The sequence below is a fragment of the Streptomyces sp. NRRL F-6676 genome, from assembly GCF_000725625.1.
Classification (GTDB): Bacteria; Actinomycetota; Actinomycetes; order Streptomycetales; family Streptomycetaceae; genus Streptomyces.
The window spans coordinates 367,751-387,703 of record NZ_JOHS01000001.1; the positions used below are offsets into that span (position 1 = coordinate 367,751).

A 19,953-nucleotide genomic window follows, 5' to 3' on the forward strand; every position below is an offset into this window, starting at 1 on the left:
ACCCGCCTGACCACCCGTACCCGCAGTCACGCACAGAACGAGGAGACTCCCCGCATGAGCAATCCCTTCGAGAACCCCGACGGCGTCTACTCCGTCCTCGTCAACGACGAGGGCCAGTACAGCCTGTGGCCCGAGTTCGCCGAGGTCCCGGCGGGCTGGGCGGTCGCCCACGGCCCGGCCGGCCGCCAGGAGTGCCTGGACCACATCGAGACCCACTGGACGGACATGCGGCCCAAGAGCCTGGTCGAGGGCGCCTGAGACACACGACGGAGGGGGCGGGCCCGGTGTGCGGGCCCGCCCCCTCCGTCTTCCCCGCGTGCGTCACGACGCCGGCTGCTCCACCTTCGTCGACGCCTTGCCGTCCACCGCCGCCGCGAGCTGCGGCACCATGCGGTCCAGGACGTACGGGATGCTCAGCACGGTCGACAGCGACACGGCGTTGCCGTAGTCACCGCCCTCCTCGACGAAGACCTCGCGGCCCTCCTTCACCACCTTCAGGTCCCCGTACACCTTGTCCTTGTGCAGCTTGGTGACGGCCGAGGTGGTGTCCGGCACGATCCACACGTCGACGTCCTGGTCGACCAGGTCGAAGCGCTCCTTGCTGATGTTGGCGCCGAACTTGTCCCCGATCACCTTGTCGAGATTCTCCGGCAGCGAGAAGCCGAGGCCGGACAGGAGCCGGGAGCGCGGGTCCTCGCTGCCGTAGACGAACGTGCCGTCGTACGGCGTCGCCATGACCGCCGAGGCCCCGGCGAAGGACGGGTTGGCCTTCTTGGCCGCGTCGAACTTCTCCTCGACGCCCGCCACCAGCTTCTTCGCCTTGTCGGCCCGGCCGAGCGCCTTGCCGATCTCCTCGGTCTGCTCCTGCCACGGCACGCCGTAGTCGTTGTACTCCTTCGGCTGGGCGACGACCGGGGCGAACTTCGACAGGCTCTCGTACTGGGACTTGGTGAGCCCCGAGTAGACGGCGAGGATCAGGTCCGGCTTCAGCGCGGCGATCCGCTCCACCTGGGGTCCGGTGCCGGTGTCCTTCAGCACGGTGGGCGCGGCGGCGGAGCCGAGCGCGTCCTTGGCCCACGGGCCGATCGCGCCCTTGTAGCCGCCCAGCCACTCGGTCGTCCCGACCGGCACCTTGCCGAGCGCGAGGACCGCGTCCTGGTCGGTGAGGCCGACCGTCACGATCCGCTTCGGCTCGGACTTGATCGTCGTACTGCCGTACTTGTGCGCGAGGGTCACCGGGTAGGCGCCGGCCGCGGCGGACGCGCCCGAGTCCCCGGACGCGGCCGCACCGGAGTCGGAGTCGTCGGAACCGCAGGCGACCGCCGTTCCGGCGAGCAGGAGGACGGAGGCGAGCAGACCGGTCAGCCGGAAGGCTCTGGTGGTACGGGACATCGGGCGTTCCTTCTGTTGTCGGTGACACGGGGTGGAAACGACGGGGGGCGGCGTGCGGGGGGAGAAAGAAGTGGGCGGGAGGTCAGCCGGGTTCATGGACGTCGTCAGGGGAGCGGCTGCCGGACCAGGCGGCCCAGAGGTCCGCGTACGGCCCCTCGGTGGCGCGGAGCCGGTCGTGGGTGCCGTTCTGCACGACCCGGCCCTCGCTCAGGACGACGACCCGGTCGGCGGTGGCGGCCTGGCTGAGCCGGTGCGCCACGACCAGGGCGGTGCGTCCGCGCAGGGTCCGCTCCGCGGCCTCGTCGAGCAGCCGTGCGCCGGAGCTGCCCGCCTCCGCGGTGGCCTCGTCGAGGACCACGACCGGCGGGTCGGCCAGCAGCAGCCGGGCCAGCGCGAGTTGCTGGGCGCGGTCGGCGGTGAGCCGGTGGCCGCCGTCGCCGACGACCGTGGCGATGCCCTCCGGCAGGGACTCCACCCAGCCCAGGGCACCCACCGCGGCCAGCGCCTCCCGCAGCTCCTCCTCGCTCGCCTCCGGGCGGGCCAGCCGCAGATCGTCGGCGAGCGGCCCGGCGAACACGTGCACCTCCTGGGTGACGAGCCCCACCGTGCGCCCGGACTCGTCCGGTGCGACGCCCGCGACCTCGACCTTCCCCTCCTGCGGCCGGTGCAGCCCCGCCACCAGCTTGGCCAGGGTGGTCTTGCCCGAGCCCGTGGTGCCGACCAGCGCGACCCGCTCCTTGGGCCGCACCTCCAGATCGACCCCGTGCAGCACGGGCCGGCCGGGCACGTAGGCGTGCACGACACCGGACAGCGCGACGGAGGGCTCGCCCGCGTCCTGGTCGTCCGAGCGCGTGACCGGCGCCGGCGGTTCGTCGACCACGCCCACCAGCCGGGCCAGTCCCGCCGTCGCCGACTGGGCGTCGTCGAGGAGGACCAGCGCGGTGTTGACCGGGCCGAAGAGACTGTGGAAGTACAGCGCGGCGGCCGTGGCCGTGCCCACCGAGGCGGATCCGGAGCGCACCAGCCAGAACCCGGTGACCAGGACGGCGGCGAGCCCCACGTACTCCGCGATGTGCAGCCGGCCGTAGAAGCGCAGCACCAGCCGCACTCCGCGCATGGTCAGCTCCACGGCGGCGCGCGAGCGTGCGGTGACCCGGCCGAGGTGGGCGTCCTGGAGGCGGTGGGCCCGTACGGTCCGGGCCCCGCCGATGCTGTCCAGGAGCTGCTGCTGCTGGGCGCCGGTGGCGATCCGCTCCTTCGCGTACAGCGGCACGGCGTTGCGCACGTACCAGCGCGCGGTGTGCGCCTGCACGGGCACGGCGAGCAGCGCGGCCGGCAGGAACCGCCAGTCCAGCACGGCCAGTGCGACCAGGGTCAGGACGATCGACAGCCCGGAGCGGACGAGTTCGGGCAGCGCCGTGCGCACCGCCTCGGCGACCCGGGAGACGTCCCGGGTGACCCGGGCGTTGAGATCGCCGGAGCCGGCCCGCTCCAGCCGATCCAGGGGCAGGGACAGCGCCCGTTCCACGAACAGTTCGCGCAGCCGGGCAAGGACGGTCTCGCCGAGCCGGGACACCAGGGACATGCCCAGCGCCGTGGTGACTCCCTGCACGGCCGCGACGGCGGCGAGGGCGACCACGGGGGTGGTGAGCGCGTCGGGGGAGCGGTGCTCGGTGACCACGTCGACGACGCGGCCCAGCAACGGCTGGGTGAGCAGCCCGACGGCCGTGGCGGCCACCATCAGCCCGAGCCCGGCCGCCGCCGATCCCCGGTGCGGGCGCAGCAGTTCGCGTACGGCGGCCCGGGTACGTGCGGGGGTCGCGGTGGGGAGCAGTTCGGCGGAGGAGGGGGAGGGGGCCGGTGTGGTCATGCGAGCACCGCCGTCCGGTAGGCCGGGTGGGTCCGTACGAGGTCCGCGTGCCGGCCCTCGGCGCCGATCCGGCCGCCGTCGAGCAGGACGACCCGGTCGGCGACGGCGAGCAGGGCCGGGCTGTTGGTCACCACGACCGTGGTGCGCCCCCGCCGGTACGCGCGCAGCCCTTCGGCGATGCGGGCCTCGGTGACCGCGTCGACGGCGGTCGTCGGATCGTGCACGACCAGCACGGGCGGCTCCGCGCGCAGGGCCCGCGCCAGCAGCACACGCTGCCGCTGCCCGCCGGACAGGGACCGGCCGCCCTCGCCCACCGCGGTGGCCAGACCGTACGGCAGGGAACCGGCGACCTCGTCGGCGCGGGACGCGGCCAGGGCGGGGTCGGCGTCCGTGACGGGGGGCTGTGCCCCCAGGGTCACGTTGTCGGCGAGCGAGCCGTCGAACAGGGCGGCGTCGTGGGCCGCGACGAGCACCGCGCCCCGCAGCGCCGCCGGGTCCAGGGCGGTCAGCGGGGTGCCGTCGAGCTCCACGGAGCCCGTTTCGGGGTCCGTCTCCCGGCCCAGGCAGCGCAGGAGTGCCTCCGCCGAGGCGGGGTCCGTCACCGCGATGCCGGTCAGCCGCCCCGCCGGTACGTCGAGATCGACGCCGTCCGGACCGCCGAGCCGCACGCCACGCAGCCGCAACTCCCCGCGCAGCGGCGCCGGCACCGGGCCGCTCCCGCCCACCACGGCGGGCCCGGCGTCCAGTACCCGCGCGATCCGGGCGGCCGAGGCCCGCCCCTGCGCCAGTTCGGTGTTGACCCAGGCGAAGGTCTCCAACGGCCCGAGCAGGAACAGGGCGAGGCCGACCGCGGACACCAACTGCCCGAGCGTGAGGGACCCGTCGAGCGCCAGCCGCCCGCCCACCAGCGCGATCAGCGCGAGGAACGCTCCGGTGAGGGTCAGGACGAGCCCGGTCTGCCAGGACTCGGCCCGGGCCGCGCGCAGGGTGGCCGCCAGGGAGACCTGGCTGGTGCGGCGGTACCGCTCGATCGCCGCCCGCTGCGCACGCAGTCCCTTCAGCACCCGCAGTCCGGCCACCAGGTCGGCGGCGACGCCCGAGGCGTGCGCGGCCCGGTCCTGCTCGGCCTCGCTACGGCGCTCCAGCGGCTTGCTCAGCAGATGGCCGAGCCACAGCAGCAGGGGAGTGCCGAGCAGCACGATCAGGCCGAGGGGCACGGACGTCAGCAGCAGCGCCACCGCGCTCACGGTGACGCCCGCGACGGCCCAGACCCCGCTCAGCAGCGCCATGTTGACCGCGCCGACCCGCTTGGCGTCCTCGGTGGCGACGTTGACCAGCTCACCGGGGAGCCGCCCGTCCTCGGCGCCGCCGCGCGCGTCGAGCACCCGCCGTACGAGCGCGAGCCGGAGTGTGTGCGCGGCCTCCTCGGCGGCGCGCTCCCCGGCCCGGGCGCCCAGCCGGAAACTCCACGACAGGCACACGTACATGACGGCCAGGATCACGAGCCACCGCACCAGCCGTCCGCCGTCCCGGCCGGCGACGGCCTGGTCGATGACGACGCCGATGAGCAACGGCACCAGGGCCTCGCCGAGTTGGTGCACACACCCGAGCGCCGCGCCGAGCCCGACGCGCCGCGCCTGCCCGCCCACCGACCGTGCCAGGACGTCCCGCCCCGTCAGCTTCCCCGCTCCCACTCGCAACCTCCGACACCGGTGAACTTAGGTAAGGCTACTCTAAGTTATGGCGCGGTGGTCAACGCCCTCGGGAGGATTTCCAGCAAGAAGGACCCTGTACTGCGTCGATACCCGCACGGTATCGGCGCTGCGGAACGGGACTTGGACAGCCGTCCCGTCCAGGCGGTGGGATCGGAGCACACCCCTCATCCCCATGGACGGAACCATGAAAACCGCTTATTGGATCATCGCCGGTCTGCTCGCCCTGTTCTACCTCTACGGCGGCGGAGTGAAGGTGATCCGCAGCCGTGCGCGGCTGCTGCCGATGATGGAGTGGGTGGACACCACCCCGATGCCGGCGGTGCGGGCCATCGGAGTCGTCGAGGTGCTCGGCGCGCTCGGGCTCGTCCTCCCGCCGCTGACCGGCATCGCCCCCTGGTCGGCCCTGGCCGCCGCCGTCGGGTTCGTGCTGCTCCAGATCGGGGCGACCAGGGTCCATCTGCGCCGCGGGGACCGGCAGATCGCCCTCAACCTGACGCTCCTGCTCGCCGCGGCCGTCACGGTGTGGACGGCGACGGTATGGGTGTGACCGCGCCCCTGCGCCCTACCGGAAGCCCAGGTCCGGGTCCGCGCCGGTCAGTTCCACGCTCGTGGCCCACAGCCGGGCGGCGAGGTCCGGGTCGGTCATATGGGCGCGGGCGGACTCGCTGCGGGGCGCGCCGCGCATGCCGAACACCCTCGGCCCCCACAGCTGCCCGCCCCGCACCTCCGGATCGAGGACGGCACGGACGACCGGCCATGCCCCGGCCTCCTTGCCCTGCACCAGGAGCCCCGCGGGCAGCCCGCGCAGCCGCTCGCCGGCCGTCGTCACCCGCACCCCGGGACGGGAGGGGGTGAGCGAGTCCAGCGCACCGCCGGGGTGGGCCACCACACTGCGCACCGTGCTGCCGACGGCACGCAGCCGGCGGTCGAGCGCGAAGCCGAAGGCCATCTGCGCCAGCTTCGACCGCCCGTAGCTGCGCCCCGGCCGGTAGTCCCGGAGCGACTGGAGATCGTCCAGGTCCAGCCGCTCGGAGTTGGCCGCGAAGCTCCCCACCGTCACCACCCGGCCCGCCGGCGCCGCGCACAGCAAGGGTGCCAGCCACTGGGTGAGCGCGAAATGGCCGAGGTGGTTGGTGCCGAACATCAGCTCGTGACCGTCCGCCGTCTCCCGGCGCGGCGGATGGTCGAGCGCGACCCCGGCGTTGTGCACCACGGCGTCGAGACGGCCGACGCCGAGCCCGGCCGCGGCACCCCGCAGGGACGACAGGTCGGCGAGGTCGAGGGGCAGGTGCCGCACCCGCGCGCCGGGCACGTGCGCGCGGATCGACGCCATGGCGGCCCCGGCCTTCGTGGCGTCCCGGCAGCCCAGGACGACGACGGCGCCGGTGCCGGCGAGCTGCTCCGCGACGAAGTAGCCGATCCCGGCGTTGCCCCCGGTGACCAGGAACGTCCTGCCCTCGGCGGACGGCAGCCGGTGCACGTCCCACGGACGGCTCGGGGATGCGGAAGACACGATGACGGACTCCTGTCGGCGAGAGACGGTGTGCTCGGCGCGAGCACCAGCCCGTCCAGGTTCACCGGGCCCACCGACAGCTCACCGACAGACCGCACCGCACTCGCCGACAGATCACCGACAGCCGCCCGCGGCGGGGGCGGGCCCGGATCACCGCCCGCCGCGGTGCCTCACAGGAACCGCCAGAGATGGTCGGCCGTGCCGTTGTCGTCGTACTGGACCACCTGCGCGCTGTTGGCGGTGGACATGGTGTCCACGCCGAGCACCTTGCCGCTGTTCCGGTTGCGCACGCGGTACCAGCCGTCGCCGTTGTCGACCAGCGTCCACAGGTGGTCGGCGGTCCCGTTGTCCTCGTACTGGACGACGATCGCGCTGTTGGCCGTGGACATCCCGTCGACCCCCAGCACCTTGCCGCTCTGCCCGTTGCGGATCAGGTACCAGCCCTCGCCCCGGTCCACCAGCTGCCAGGCGTGGTCACCGGTGCCGGTGTTGTCGAACTGCACGACACGCGCGCTGTTCTCGGTGGACATGCCGTCCACGGCGAGGACCTTGCCGCTGTTCCTGTTCTCGATCCGGCGGAACGGCGGCTCCGGCGTCCACGCCCGCCCGTCGGGCGCGGCCGTCGGGAAGGACGTCACCCGCAGCCGTGCGGCGCCCATCGGCACCAGGGTGACGGTCTCCTCCGGCGCGGTGCTGCGCGCGGTGCCGTCCTGGAGCGGGGCGACGACGTGCTCGTCGTCGGCGACCCACTCCTCGATCCGCCGCGCCCGCGCGGTGAGCTTCAGCGGAACGGCGTCGTGGGTGAAGGGCTGGGCGGGGACGGGGCCGCCGGACCGCGTGAGGGTGAGCGGGGTGTCCGGGACGAGGCCGTAGTTCCAGGCGGTGGTGGCGTGCACCTCGTAGGAGGGGAAGGCGTCCGTGCCGCCGTAGCGGTCGTAGCGCTCGCCGATCTCCAGCGAGTACGTCAGCGGACCGCGCTCGACGCTGACGGCGCCGTGCTGGTCGGGCCACTCCCGCAGCCGGGCCTGCTGCGGCAGCCGCAGCCGGACCACGTCGCCGTCGTGCCAGGTGCGGGTGACCGTGGCCCAGGCCGGCCCGTCCGGGGCCGCGACGCGCTTGCCGTTGACGCTCAGCTCGGGCCCCCGGCACCAGCCGGGCACCCGCAGCCGCAGCGGGAAGCGCACCGGCCGGGGCGTGGCGAGGGTGAGGGTGACGGTGTCCGCGAAGGGATAGCCGGTCTCCTCCGTGACCGTCACCGTCGTGCCGTCCGCGACCTGGGTGCGGACCGTGTTCGGCGCGTACATCGCCGCGGCCAGCCCCTTGTCGGGGGTGGCGAGCCACAGCTCCTCGGTGAAGTAGGGCCAGCCCATGCCGTAGTTGTGCGGGCAGCAGCGGTACTGGTCCACGCCGGCCTGGAAGGCCTGCATGGCGAACCCGTTCTGGAACTGCCCCTGCGTCTTGGGCCGGTTGTCGAGGTCGACGCTGTTGGCGCCGGTGATGTAGTGGGTGGAGGTGCCCTGCGGATCGAGGGAGGCCGGGAGCATGTTGAAGGCGAGGTCCTCGCAGCGGTCCGCCCACACCGGGTCGCCGGTGAGCCGGGTGAGCAGCTCGTGGCTGGCCATGAACTCCACGATGCCGCAGGTCTCGAAGCCCTGCCGGGGGTCGCCGAAGCCGGGGCGGTAGTTCTCGTCGCCGGCCAGCCCGCCGCCGGGGAACCGCCCGTACGCGGCCATGACGGTGTCGTAGGCCCGGTAGGTGGCGCGGGTGAGGTCCGCGGAGCCCGTGAGCCGCCCGTACTGGGCGGGTTCGCGGAAGCCCTGGGCGATGTTGACGTTGTGCCGGGTCGGCGTGGCGCCAGTCCAGTCGACGCCCTGGGTGTGCATCTTCGCCGCCAGGTCGAGCAGGAAGGGCTCGCCGGTGCGGTCGTACAGCCAGACGGCTATGTCGAGCCCGTCGCCCCAGCGGTAGGAGACCCAGCTGGTGTTGAACCCACCGGGCCCCTGCGCGTTCATGAACCGCAGGAACCGGGTCAGGAACGGGACGATACGGGAGTCGCCGCTGTACTCCTCGTGTGTGCGCAGGGCTTGCAGCAGCGGGAGGAAGGGCCAGAAGTCGGGGCCGCCGCCCAGCGAGGTGCGCAGCGCGCGGGGGCCGAAGAAGCCGTCGCTCTGCTGGGTGGCGAGGATCGCCTCCACCCACTCGCGGGAACGGGCCAGCGCCCGCCGGTCGTTCGTGGCGATCGCCAGCGGGATGTAGCCGCGCAGCCAGTACGGCACCTCCTCCCACGCGTCGTGCTCCGGGTGGACCCAGCCGGTGGAGGCGAAGTCGAGGAAGTGTGAGGCCTCCTCGAACCGGCCGCACAGACCGGCCAGTTGGAGCCGGAGCTGCCCGGCGAGCCAGCCGCGGGCGGTGACACTGCCGGGCGGAAGCCGCCGGAAGGCGTCGGGCGTCCGCGCCGCCGCCCGCGGCCGGCCCGCCGGGGCGGCGGGGACCGCCGCGACCGCCGGAGCCGCGAGCGGCCCGCCGAGTGTTGCCGCGCCGAGCGTCACGGCGCCGGCACCGAGGAGCGTACGTCTGCTGACGGACATGCGGTGACCTGCCTTCTCACGGGAAGGGAGCGGGCTGACAACGTTGTCGAAATCCCGCGGAGCGAGTGCGGGGCGAGGGTTTTACAACGTGGTAATGGCCTCGGGTATGACACCACGACGGGGAGGACGTGTCCAGCGTGCGGGCAGGAGACGGCACGGGCGGTTCACCCCGCGCCCTTCGAAAGCAGGGGGGCTCCCGGGCCCGCCGCACGGGAACATTACGCGGGGCCCGCCCTCCCGTTGGCCGTACGGGCGGGCCGGCCGCCCCGCCCGTACGGAGTGCGGCCCGGGGGCAGGTGGAACAACGCCCCACCGCGTGGGTGCGAGGAGTGTGCGGTACACACCTCAACCCCCGGGTGGCGGCGCCCTAATGTCGCGGCATCACTTTGCCCGTGATCCGTGCCCGTGCGACGCAGAGGAGAGGTCGGCGTGAGCAGTAGATCGGCAAGAGGCGCGAGGACCCGCCGGTTCGCCGTGGTGGCGAGCATGGTCCTGTTGGCGGGGGCGACCCAAACTCTCGGGGCCGAGGCCGCGACCCCCACGACCGCGGCCGGCGCGGTGGCGACGGCGCCGCGGTGCGCCGCACTGGACGGGACCGGGATCCCGGCGTCGGTCATGAGCCTGCCGACCACCGGGGGCCGCGTCGGGTCGGCCTCGGTCGTGACCGGCGTCGTCAGCGGGAGGACGGTGCGCTACTGCCAGGTCGAGGCCGACCTCTTCCCCGTCGACCCCTCCGCGCCCGACATCAGGATGCGCGTCGCCCTGCCCTACGACTGGAACGGCAAGGCCCTGATGTTCGGAGGCGGCGGCTACGACGGCACCGTTCCCGACCTGACGGGGAACGTGCCGTTCGGCCCCACCGACCAGCCGACACCGCTGGCCCGAGGGTACGCGACCTTCGCCAGTGACTCCGGCCATCAGCAGAGCCCGGCCGCCCCGCCGTCCCTGGACGGCTCGTTCGGCGCCAACGACGAGGCGCTGGAGAACTTCGCCGCCGGTGACGCGCTCAAGAAGACGCGTGACGCGAGCCTGTTCCTCGTCCGCCGGGCCTACCGGGCGCACCCGGCCGAGGTCTACTTCGCGGGCGGCTCGACCGGCGGCCGCGAGGCACTCACCGTCGCCCAGCGGTGGCCGAAGGCGTTCGACGGCGTGATCTCCGGATACCCCGCCTGGAACAACCTCGCCGAGATCCTGGACCTGGGCCACCTGGCACAGGTCCTCTCCCGTCCCGGCGCCTTCCCCGGGGTCGAGAAGCAGACCCTCCTCCACGACAGCGTCATCAAGGCGTGCGACGGCCGGGACGGCGCCGAGGACGGTGTCGTCTCCGACCCGCGCGGCTGCCACTTCGACGCGGCATCGCTGCGCTGCCCGCACGGCGCCGACACCGGACCGACCTGTCTTTCGGACCCCCAGATCGAGGCCGTCGACGCCATGTCCTCCCCGTTCCGGTGGGGCTACCGGGTCGCCAGCGGCGAGACCCAGTACCCCGGCTTCCCGTTCCTCTCCGGCGCGGACATGCGCACGCCGTTCCTCGGCTTCGGCACCACGGCCCCGGCGAACCCCATGCCCGTCACGAGCGGCTACGGGATGCAGTACTGGGACCAGTGGGTCAAGTACTTCCTCACCCGCGACCCGCACTACGACTCCCTCGACCTGGACCCCCGTCACCCCGGCAAGTGGCTCGACCGCATCAGCCGCCTGTCCACCGTCGAGGACCGCAACAACGCCGATCTGCGCCCCTTCGCCCGCGCCGGCGGCAAGCTCCTCCTGCTCCACGGCGCCGCGGACGAACTGGTCTCGCCCCGTTCGACGAACGACTACTACGAGCGGGTCCGCGACACCGTGGGCGCCCGGACGACCCACGACTTCCTGCGGTACTACGTCGTCCCCGGCGCCAACCACGCCAACTTCGGCACACCGGCGTTCGCCGCGAGCTGGGACTCGCTGACCGCGCTCGAACACTGGGTGGAGAAGGGGGACTCGCCCAGGAACCCGGTCGTGACCGACGCGGCCCACGACCGGACCCGGCCCCTGTGCGAGTACCCCACGTGGCCCAGGCACCGCGCGGGCGACCCGGACAGCGCCACGAGCTTCGTCTGCGCACGCTGACGGAAACCGGGGCGCGGCTGTCTCAGGACGGTTGTCATCGCCGCTGTCGATGACCGCACCGCACCGCACCGCTCCTGGACCGCCTTCACTCCACCCGCAGGCGACCGAGCTGTTCCAGGACGCGGTCGCGCAGGAGTTCGTACTCCGCGCGCAGTCTGCGCCACTCGGTCGTCGGCGGGCGGGGTATCACCGTGCCCCCGACGACGATCTCCTCCGGGGCGAACTGCTCCCGGGTGAGGTCGATCTCGATGCCCATGCCCAGCCGGTTCCACCAGTGGTAGTCCACGCGCCGGCCGTCGACGTGCACCTCCCCGCGGAGCAGCTCGCCGCCCAGCAGGTCGTTGAGCACCATGGCGGTCACCCCGCACTGGTCCCGGGCCGGGTTGTCCGTCGTCCAGCGCTCCCGGTACTCGGGGGTGGCCGTCTCGGCGCTCCAACCGCGGCGGACGGCGCGTTCGATGTCGGTGAGAAGCAGCGGTGTCATGCCGCCGATACTGCCGGCGGGCACTGACAACGGGGCCGCGACCACGGCCCCGCTGCCCCGCCCCGCCGCTACCCGCGCCGGGAGGGCTCGTCCGAAGCCGCCGGAGCCGGAGCCAGAACCGGAGCCGGCGTGGCCGGATCCGTCATGGCGCCGGCCGAGGCGATCACCTCGGACGGGCGGCCCCGGTCCATCAGACCGCCGGCCACCGCGAGGGCGAGCCCCGCCGCCGCGAGCGCCGCGCCGACCAGGGCGGGGGAGGCCCAGCCCCAGCCCGCCGAGATGGCCAGCCCGCCGAGCCAGGCACCGCCCGCGTTGGCCAGGTTGAAGGCGGAGTGGTTGGAGGCCGCCGCCATCGTCGGCGCGTTCCTGGCCTTGGCCATCAGCAGCATCTGGACGGGCGTGGTGACGAACGACCCCAGCGCACCGATGAAGACGAGCGTCACCAGGGCCGGCACGGTGCCGTCGGCCGCGAAGTAGAAGGCGACCAGCGCCGCGGCGAGCAGCGCGAGCCCCGCGTACAGCGTCGGCCGCAGCGCACGGTCGGTCAGCGGGCCCGCGACCAGCGTGCCGGCGGTCATGCCGACGCCGTAGAGCGAGAGGACGAGCGTGGTGGAGGAGTCGGAGATGCCCGTCACATGCGTCAGGATCGGCACCACGTAGCTGTAGACGGCGAAGAACCCGCCGAAGCCGACGACGGCCGTCACCAGACCGATCGCGACGTGCCGGTTGCCCATCGCCCGCAGTTCGTGACCGATCCCCGCGTGCCGGCCGCGCGGCTGATGGGGGACGAAGGCGGCCAGCATGACGAGGGCGAGCAGACCGAGGACGGCGACCGCGATGTACGCCGACCGCCAGCCCAGGTGCTGCCCGAGCGCGGTGCCGGCCGGGACGCCGACGATGTTGGCCACGGTCAGCCCGAGGAACATCCGCGACACCGCGCGCCCGGCCCGGTCGGGCGCGACCAGCCGCGAGGCCACGACGGCGCCCACCCCGAAGAGCGCACCGTGCGGCAGTCCCGCCAGGAACCGCGCGGCGAACAGCAGGCCGAAGCTGGGCGCGAAGGCGGAGGCCAGGTTGCCGACGACGAACAACCCCGACAGCATCAGCAGCAGCCTCTTGTGCGGGAGGCGCGCGCCGATGCCGGTCAGTACGGGTGCGCCGACGACGACGCCGAGCGCGTAGGCCGAGACGAGGTTCCCCGCGTGCGGTACCGACACCCCGACCCCGTCGGCGATCTCGGGCAGCAGCCCCATCGTGGCGAACTCGGTCGTGCCGATGCCGAAAGCGACGACGGCCAGGGCCAGCAGAGCCAGTGGCATGGGGAGGAACAGCCTTTCGTGAGCGACGGTCGCGGGACCAGCGGCGCGGGCGGGGAACGGGAATCGTCCGGCTCGCGCCGAGCTCCGTCGCTCGGCGGCCCCCTGAACGGGGGCGAGCCCCCAGGGAAGCAGCCATGGCAGCGGCCCGCCTATTCCGACGGCGGCCCGTACCCGGTGTGAAACGTGTCACCACGGGCCGCGCCGACCCCGGGAACGGACGCCCATGGGAAACTCTCCCCGCACAACTCGCCCGCGCACACGACCGGTTGATGTCGACCTGGCCGCCGACGGACCCCGGCCGGTGGCTAGGATCGCCGTGGCAGGTGACCGACGGACACGGAGAGGGCCGCACATGCCGACACCTGGATTCCCCCCGCACACCCTGAACGAAGACGGAGGGCCGGTCTGGCTGAGCGACCTGGCCGCGGCGCATCCGCACCACGCCCTGCATGTCGTGCGGGGTCTGGAACCGGCGGAGGCCCTGGAGACCCTGGGCGCCAGGCCGCAGCTGTTCCAGCCCTGTGAGCTGCCCGCGGCCAGGCCCGACGAGTGGACCTCCCTGCCGGGCGCCGCGCTCGGCGTGGCACCCGGCTCGTCCGCCGCGCTGCTGGCCGGACGCTTCGGAGAGTGGACGTTCGTCTACGACGACAGCGGGCACACCGTCGGGGACGACGAGACCAGGGTTCTGTCCGCCCACGGCAGGACGGCCGCCACGAGCGTCTACAGCATCAATGCCGACGCCCACCTCGTCTACGCCGTCGACGGCGAGGAGGTCGCCTGGATCGACGTCGAAGACCTGAATCCGGAACGGGACCTCCCCGGCATGCCGGACGAGCTGCGCGCGGCGTTCCAGGCCGCCGGCACCGTCGAGGACGACTCTCTCGAACCCGGGCAGCCCGACTACGACACCGCCATGCGTGCCATCTGCGCCCTGGCGGGACTGGTCCGCACCACGGACGAGCTGCGGAGCATCCCGCTGCTCGCCACCCCCTTCGGCTGATCCCGGGCCGGGTGCCCCGGGGAGGGCGGGCGTGGGCGTCCTCCCCCGGGGCAGGTGCCGGCTGCCGTCGCGCCGGAGACTGCCTGCGCGGGGCCGGCCGTGCGTCGGTCATCTCCCGGGCGTGTGCCCGCAGCCGGCCGTCCAGGCCGCCGGCCCCGCCCTCGGGGTCGGCGGAGGGGCCGTCGGGGCCTCTGGCATGCTGATCATCATGCGCATTCTCCGCACCTACGCACGCGTCTACGCCGCCGATCTGGATGCGGCGCTGGAGCCCCTCGGCGCCACCACCGGTCAGCCGGTCACCAGCCGCTTCGCACTGCCCAACGGCCTGGAGCTTGCCACCGTCGGCGAGATCCTGGTGGTGGCGGGGGACGAGGAGACGCTGGAGCCGTACCGGGCGACGGCGGCCACCCTGATCGTGGACGACCTCGACGCGTGCCGGTCACGTCTCGACGAGGCGGGGGCCCGGATCGTACGCGGCCCGCAGGACGTGCCCACCGGACGGAACCTGACCGCCAGGCTGCCCGGCGGCGTCCAGCTCGAATACGTCGAGTGGAGCGACGAGCAGTGGGAACGGGAAGGGGGCCGGCCCGTCTGAGAGCCGCCCCCGGCGCGAGTCGGGGGGCGGCAGGCAGTGCCGGCCGCCCCCTTCCCGTCCGCTCAGGCCAGCGGCTCGTGGTTGGCCCAGATCGCCTTGTACGGGTGGCGGGCCTGCCAGCGCTCGATGAACTCGCCGACGCCGGGCATCGCGAAGCTGGCGTCGAGGGCGTCGAGGTCGGCCACGCCCAGCCGCACGATGGCGTCGGCGACGGCCACCGGGGCATGGTCGTCGCCCGGGACGCGCAGATGCGGCCGGACCGCGCAGGAATCGACCAGGCCGGAGCCCGTCACCAGCTCCTCGAACTCCTTCAGGTACTGCTCCAGCTCACTCGGGGGAATCGGACTGTCGAACGCGACGATCATCGTGTGGTGAATCATGACGCCAGTGAACTGGCGTTTTTCCTGCCCGTCCAAGATCCGTCCGTTCGCGTTCGATGCCTTGCGGGAATGGATCGGGCGATAGGCTTGCCCGCATGGCCGAGCTGGAGACCCGCGAGCTGGAGTACTTCGTCGCCGTCGCCGAGGAGCTGCACTTCGGCCGCGCCGCGACCCGGCTGGCCCTCGCGCAGCCGGCCCTCTCCAAGGCGGTCCGGCGGCTGGAGTCCCGGCTCGGGACGACCCTGCTGCACCGCTCCAGCCGACACGTCGCCCTCACCCCCGCGGGCGAGGCACTGCTGACCCACGGCCGGCACGCGCTCAACGCCGTCGCGGCCGCCGCCGAGAAGGCCCGCCGGGCCGGCGACCGGCAGGGCGGGCTGCGTCTGGTGATCAAGGCCGGCGGCGACGCCAACCTCCTGTCCGGCATCCTGGCCGCCTACGCCCGCCGGCCCGACGCCCGCCAGGTGGACATCCTCTTCGGCGGCGCCACCGACCGCGCCGACCACGTGCGCGACGGCCGCGCGGATGTCGCCCTGCTGTACGTGCCGTTCGACGACACGAGCGGGCTCGACCACGAGACGCTGACGGTCGAGGGGCGCGTCGCCATCCTGCCGCCCGGCCACCGCCTCGCCGCCCGCCCCGAGGTCACTCTCGCCGACCTCGCCCAGGAGGCGCTGCCCCGCTGGAAGGGCGTGCGCTGGACCGGGGCGCCCGAGGGCCGGCCGGGGCCCGAGGTCGAGGACGGGGCGGTCCTCTTCGACATGATCAGACTGGGCCGCACGGTCGCGGTCCTGCCCCGCTCGCTGGCCCTGCCCGCCCAACCCGGCCTCGTCTACCGGCCGGTGGCCGACGCACCCCGCAGCGCACTGGTCGTCGCCTGGTCGCAGGACGACCGCCGCCCCCTGGTCGCCTCCTTCGTCGCCGCCGCGACGGAGGCGGCGCAGGCATCGGAAGCGGCGCAGGCGTCGGAGGCGTCGGAGGCGGCGCAGGCGTCGGAGGCGTCGGAGGCGGCGCAGGCGGCGCAGGCATCGGAGGTGGCGCAGGCGTCGGAGACGTCGAAGGCTTCGAAGGGGGAGGCCGCCGGCCCGGCGACGTGAGGCGGACCCGGTGGGGGCGGGCGGTGACGCCCAGGCCCTAGGCTGAGGCGATGCCGTCCGAGAAGCGTTCCATCGAAGCCCTCGTCCTCCGGCGGGCCGAGGAGGGCAGCGTCCTTCCGCGTCAGCAGACCGGCGCCTCACCGCAGCGGCTGCTGACCACGCTGCTCGGCGAGTACTGGCTGGACGCCCCGGCGGCCCTGCCGATGAGCGTGGTCATCTCCCTGCTGGCCGAGTTCGGCGTCAGCGAGACCAGTGCCAGGGCGACGGCCAACCGGCTGGTCAAACGCGGCGTGCTGGAAGCGGAACGTTCCGGACGCCAGTCCTATCTGCGGTTCAGCGAGACCGGCCGCGAGGACAGCAGGCAGAAGATCCTCAGCATCGTCCGCTTCGGTACCGGACGGGACCTCTGGGACGGCCTGTGGACGGTGGCCGGCTTCAGCATCCCCGAGCAGCAGCGGCATGTGCGGCACCGGGTGCGCAGCTATCTGCGCTGGCTCGGTTTCGCCCCGCTCTTCGACGGCCTCTGGGTCTCCCCGCACGCCGACCCCGAGGCGCTGGAACCCATCTTCCGGGCGGCGGGGGTCGGCAATCTGACGGTACTGCGGGCCGCGGAGGCCGGCGGGATCTCGCCGCTGACGGCCTGGGACCTGGACGCGGTGGCGGAGGCCTACCGCGCCTTCGTGACGGAACACCGGGAGGCCGCGGCGCGTCTGGCCCGCGGCGACCTCACCCTGGGCGACGCGCTCGCCGAGCGGCTCCGGGTCTTCGACGCCTGGCGCACCTTCCCCGGCCTCGACTCCGACCTGCCCGAGGACCTCCTGCCGGACGACTGGCCGCGCGCGCGGGCCACAGAGGTCTTCCAGGACCTCTACGACGGTCTGGGCCCCCTTGCCGAACTGCGGTTCCGCCAGATCGTCGCCGCCCACGACGAAGCCCTCGCCGAGCTCACCACGCACCGCACCACCGACGCCTGGCAGGGGGAGGGGGAGGAGGAGACGGCGGAGCGGCCGGAGGGTCCCCGTGCGGAGCGGCCGGACACCCGCGTACAGGGCGCACCGCCCGGCCTCACCCCGGTGCCGCATCCCCCGTCACCGGCCCGCCGCGCAACTGGGCCACGGACTGGAACCCCGCCCGCCGCGCCGCCTCGGAGTCGTGCGCGCCCATGATCTGCCTGACCCGTGACTCGGCGAGGGGCCCCAGCGCGTCGTAGACCTCGGTGAACAGGGCGCGGGCCCGCTCGCGCGGCCATCCGGGCGGCATGTGGGCGCTGGGCAGTCCGGGATCCTTTCCGGGGAAACGGCGGTAGGTGTCCATCAGCCGGGTCCGCGCGATGAGCGCCTGCCGCGGTGTGACGCGTCCGGCGAGGACGGCGTCCCGCAACGGGCGGGTCTCGTCGATGAACGAGGTGTAGACCGCCGCGAGTTCGTCCAGGTCCCAGGCCGACAGCGGCGAGCGGTCGACCGTCGTCTCGGCGGTCGCGGTGAACACGGTCGCCGAGGAGATCTCCAGGGCCGTGAGGACCGTCCTGGCGTCGGCGGCCGTCGACGTGGCGGACACCCAGAGCGCGTCGTAGAGCGGGGCGAAGCCGAACCAGCCGAGCCGGGAGCGGAGCAGGTGTCTGCTCTCCCGGCGGTTCTCCGGGATGGAGAAGGCGACGATCGTCCACTGCCCGCTCCAGTCGGCGTCGAGGCCGAACGAGGCGATGCGGCGGCCGCCCTCGACGACCCGCTCCACGACCTGGGGGCTGAGCCGGTAGAACGTCTGGCGGCCGGCCCTGCGGACGTCGACCAGTCCGCGGCGCAGCAGCCGGTTGAGTGCCGCGCGGGCGCTGGAGGCGGTCACCTCGAACTCGGCCAGGAGCTCGATCAGTCCGGCCGAGGGCAGGTCCCGCTCCTGTCGTATCCAGTAGTCGCCGAGGAGAGTGACCAGCAGGTGCTGGGGCGAGGAACCGCCCTGTGCGCGCGGCAGCGCCACGTCCGCCAACTCCCCGGAGGAAACGGAATCGGTCTGCACCCTCTGTGCCCCTCACTCTGCGAAGAACCCTGCGAAGCCTTGAACGCGTGACACTTTCCTCTGCGTTCGGTCAGTGAAGTGGACGCTGTGGCTCGCACATGATCCCGTTCTGTCGGGAAAGCGTCAACCTCACGGCCGTCCGGCGCCGATCCGGCCCCGATGTCGGGGCGGTAAATATCTGTTGCACTTATGTTGACGGCCGTCAGGGGCACATATACGTTCACTGCAACTCGTGGCCGAATCACACCCACCGGAGCGCGTGATGAAGCAGCCTCATCGTGGAACCGGGCGGAGCCGCCGTCCGGCCGGTCGCTCCCGTCTCGCCGCCCTCGCCCTGGCCTCGGCACTCCTGCTGGGTGCCTGCGCCGGAACGGGGAGCGGCAGCGTCGCCGGCAAGCAGCTCTCTTTGCAATTCACCGGACCGCCGATCAGCATGAACCCGGCCATGGCCGGCAACGGCGGCTCCACCATGTTCTCCGCCCTCGCCTACGACCCGCTGGTCTACCTCAGCGGAAAGGGCGAGCTGGTGCCGGACCTGGCCACCTCGTGGCGCTACCTGGACGACACCAACACCGTCTTCGAACTGACCCTGCGCGACGGTGTCACCTTCTCCGACGGCTCCTCCCTCGACGCCGAGGCGGCGGCCGCGTCGATGAACTACTTCCTCAAGGCCGGCGGCGGCCTGGTCGGCAAGGTCGGAGCGGTCAAGAGCATCCGGGCGACCGGCCCCATGACCGTGCGCGTCACCTACGCGGAACCGCAGTCCGACGCGGCGATGACGATGACCCAGTACTACGGCATCGGCAACATCATCGGCCCCGCCGGGCTCGCCGCCCCCCAGTCACTGCTCACCTCCAGCAGCGGCACCGGCCAGTACGTGTACGACGGGAAGGCCTCCGTCGCCGGCAACACCTACGTGTACAAGCGCAACCCCCGCTACTTCCGGCCGAAGGCGCGGCACTTCGACTCCGTGGTCATCCACGTCATCGGCAACGCCAACGCCGTACTGTCCGCCGCGCGCACCGGCCAGGTGCAGTACGCCTCCTCCGGCAACGCCAACACCGCGGACGCCGCGAAACGCGCGGGGCTCACCGTACGCACCGCGCCCTTCTACAACTGGGCCCTGAACCTCGTCGACCGCGAGGGCAGGGTCGCGCCGCCGCTCGCCGACGTCCGCGTGCGCCGGGCGATCGCGCTGGCCTTCGACCGGCCGACGATGGCCAAGGGGCTGGCCGGCCCCTACGCCTCCCCGAGCGGCCAGATGCTGCTGCCGGGCACCGACGGCCACGATCCGTCCCTCGGCTACGGATACGACGTCCGTGAGGCGAAGAAACTGCTGGCCGAGGCCGGTTATCCGCACGGGTTCCGGCTCACCGTGCTGACCCAGTCCCTCATCGACCCCAACACCACCTACTCCCAGGCCGTCGCCGCCGCCCTGGAGGACATCGGCATCGAGGTGACCCTCAAGGTGCAGACCACCGGCATCGGCCAGTTCACCGCCGACGCGCTGTCGAAGAAGTACGCCGTCACCCTCTTCCCCAACGTCGGCACCACCACCGCCGAGGTCGCCTCCCAGGTCATGAGCGGCGCCTTCAACCCCTTCGGCTCCTCGGACCCGGAGCTGAAGGCACTCCTCGGCCGGGCGGCCGCCGAGACCGACGACGAGGCCCGCGCCGAGCTGTACCGGAAGGCCTCCGCACGCTTTCAGGAGCTGACATGGTTCGTGCCCGTCTTCGCGACGAAGAACATCTCCTACGCCACCAAGGACCTCAAGAACATCACGTCCTCGGTGATCAACCCCAACCCCGTCCCGACCGGACCCCGCGCCGATCTGTCCTGGCGGCTGCGGTGAGAGCCGCACACCCCCGCCGGGGAGCC

At 73.1% G+C, this 19,953-nt stretch carries 16 protein-coding genes and 1 pseudogene; 8 read left to right on the forward strand and 9 right to left on the reverse strand.

What is annotated here, in order from left to right; genetic code table 11:
* Positions 1-54: 54 nt before the first annotated feature.
* On the forward strand, positions 55-258 hold the full coding sequence (locus tag IO29_RS01480) for an MbtH family protein (RefSeq protein WP_030377164.1): 204 nt from the start codon (positions 55-57) through the stop codon (positions 256-258).
* A 63-nt stretch (positions 259-321) separates the two neighbouring features.
* Here IO29_RS01480 and IO29_RS01485 read toward each other — a convergent pair whose 3' ends face one another.
* The 3 genes from IO29_RS01485 to IO29_RS01495 all read right to left on the reverse strand — a co-directional run bounded on the left by IO29_RS01485 (position 322) and on the right by IO29_RS01495 (position 4,956).
* Positions 322-1,392, reverse strand: a complete 1,071-nt coding sequence (locus tag IO29_RS01485) for an iron-siderophore ABC transporter substrate-binding protein (RefSeq protein ID WP_030377165.1) — start codon at positions 1,390-1,392, stop codon at positions 322-324.
* Between the two features lie 82 nt (positions 1,393-1,474).
* The gene (locus IO29_RS01490; protein WP_033224337.1) at positions 1,475-3,262 is read right to left on the reverse strand and encodes an ABC transporter ATP-binding protein; all 1,788 of its coding nucleotides are present in this window, start codon (positions 3,260-3,262) and stop codon (positions 1,475-1,477) included.
* Positions 3,259-4,956, reverse strand: a complete 1,698-nt coding sequence (locus IO29_RS01495; RefSeq protein WP_030377167.1) for an ABC transporter ATP-binding protein — start codon at positions 4,954-4,956, stop codon at positions 3,259-3,261. Before IO29_RS01495 ends, IO29_RS01490 begins: the two co-directional genes overlap by 4 nt.
* Before the next feature lie 205 nt (positions 4,957-5,161).
* Here IO29_RS01495 and IO29_RS01500 point away from each other — a divergent pair, with 205 nt between their 5' ends.
* On the forward strand, positions 5,162-5,524 hold the full coding sequence (locus tag IO29_RS01500) for a DoxX family protein (protein WP_030377168.1): 363 nt from the start codon (positions 5,162-5,164) through the stop codon (positions 5,522-5,524).
* A gap of 15 nt (positions 5,525-5,539) precedes the next feature.
* Here the strand turns inward: IO29_RS01500 and IO29_RS01505 are convergent, their stop codons facing one another.
* Together IO29_RS01505 and IO29_RS01510 are read right to left on the reverse strand one after the other, a co-directional pair.
* Entirely contained in the window at positions 5,540-6,490 is a 951-nt protein-coding gene (locus tag IO29_RS01505; RefSeq protein ID WP_030377169.1) for an SDR family NAD(P)-dependent oxidoreductase, read from the reverse strand.
* 170 nt (positions 6,491-6,660) lie between these two features.
* On the reverse strand, positions 6,661-9,078 hold the full coding sequence (locus IO29_RS01510) for an RICIN domain-containing protein (RefSeq protein ID WP_030377170.1): 2,418 nt from the start codon (positions 9,076-9,078) through the stop codon (positions 6,661-6,663).
* 429 nt (positions 9,079-9,507) lie between these two features.
* Here IO29_RS01510 and IO29_RS01515 point away from each other — a divergent pair, with 429 nt between their 5' ends.
* Positions 9,508-11,187 (forward strand): tannase/feruloyl esterase family alpha/beta hydrolase, encoded by a 1,680-nt coding sequence (locus tag IO29_RS01515; protein WP_234307351.1) that lies wholly within the window; start codon positions 9,508-9,510, stop codon positions 11,185-11,187.
* 85 nt (positions 11,188-11,272) lie between these two features.
* On the opposite strand, the gene IO29_RS01520 is transcribed toward IO29_RS01515, so the two are convergent.
* Entirely contained in the window at positions 11,273-11,671 is a 399-nt protein-coding gene (locus IO29_RS01520) for a YunG family protein (RefSeq protein ID WP_030377172.1), read from the reverse strand.
* 68 nt (positions 11,672-11,739) lie between these two features.
* Positions 11,740-12,990, reverse strand: coding sequence for an MFS transporter (locus IO29_RS01525; RefSeq protein ID WP_030377173.1), 1,251 nt, complete (start codon positions 12,988-12,990; stop codon positions 11,740-11,742).
* A 352-nt stretch (positions 12,991-13,342) separates the two neighbouring features.
* Between IO29_RS01525 and IO29_RS01530 the strand changes: the two genes are divergently transcribed.
* On the forward strand, positions 13,343-13,990 hold the full coding sequence (locus tag IO29_RS01530) for a DUF6461 domain-containing protein (protein WP_030377174.1): 648 nt from the start codon (positions 13,343-13,345) through the stop codon (positions 13,988-13,990).
* Between the two features lie 208 nt (positions 13,991-14,198).
* Complete coding sequence (locus IO29_RS01535) at positions 14,199-14,585, forward strand: VOC family protein (protein ID WP_033224446.1); 387 nt, start codon at positions 14,199-14,201, stop codon at positions 14,583-14,585.
* 62 nt (positions 14,586-14,647) lie between these two features.
* Here the strand turns inward: IO29_RS01535 and IO29_RS01540 are convergent, their stop codons facing one another.
* A complete protein-coding gene (locus tag IO29_RS01540) occupies positions 14,648-14,965 on the reverse strand; it encodes a hypothetical protein (protein WP_030377176.1) in 318 nt (105 codons plus the stop codon).
* Positions 14,966-15,060: 95 nt separating this feature from the next.
* On the opposite strand from IO29_RS01540, the pseudogene IO29_RS01545 reads away from it, so the two are divergent.
* A pseudogene (locus tag IO29_RS01545) lies at positions 15,061-15,909 on the forward strand (LysR family transcriptional regulator); the annotation flags it as partial.
* A gap of 203 nt (positions 15,910-16,112) precedes the next feature.
* Complete coding sequence (locus IO29_RS01550; protein WP_030377178.1) at positions 16,113-17,228, forward strand: PaaX family transcriptional regulator; 1,116 nt, start codon at positions 16,113-16,115, stop codon at positions 17,226-17,228.
* Here the strand turns inward: IO29_RS01550 and IO29_RS01555 are convergent.
* Positions 17,128-18,075: a PaaX family transcriptional regulator gene (locus IO29_RS01555; RefSeq protein WP_030377179.1), complete on the reverse strand. Its 948-nt coding sequence runs from the start codon at positions 18,073-18,075 to the stop codon at positions 17,128-17,130. The genes IO29_RS01550 and IO29_RS01555 overlap by 101 nt on opposite strands.
* A gap of 262 nt (positions 18,076-18,337) precedes the next feature.
* On the opposite strand from IO29_RS01555, the gene IO29_RS01560 reads away from it, so the two are divergent.
* Positions 18,338-19,927, forward strand: a complete 1,590-nt coding sequence (locus tag IO29_RS01560) for an ABC transporter substrate-binding protein (protein ID WP_234307353.1) — start codon at positions 18,338-18,340, stop codon at positions 19,925-19,927.
* The last annotated feature ends 26 nt before the right edge of the window (positions 19,928-19,953 follow it).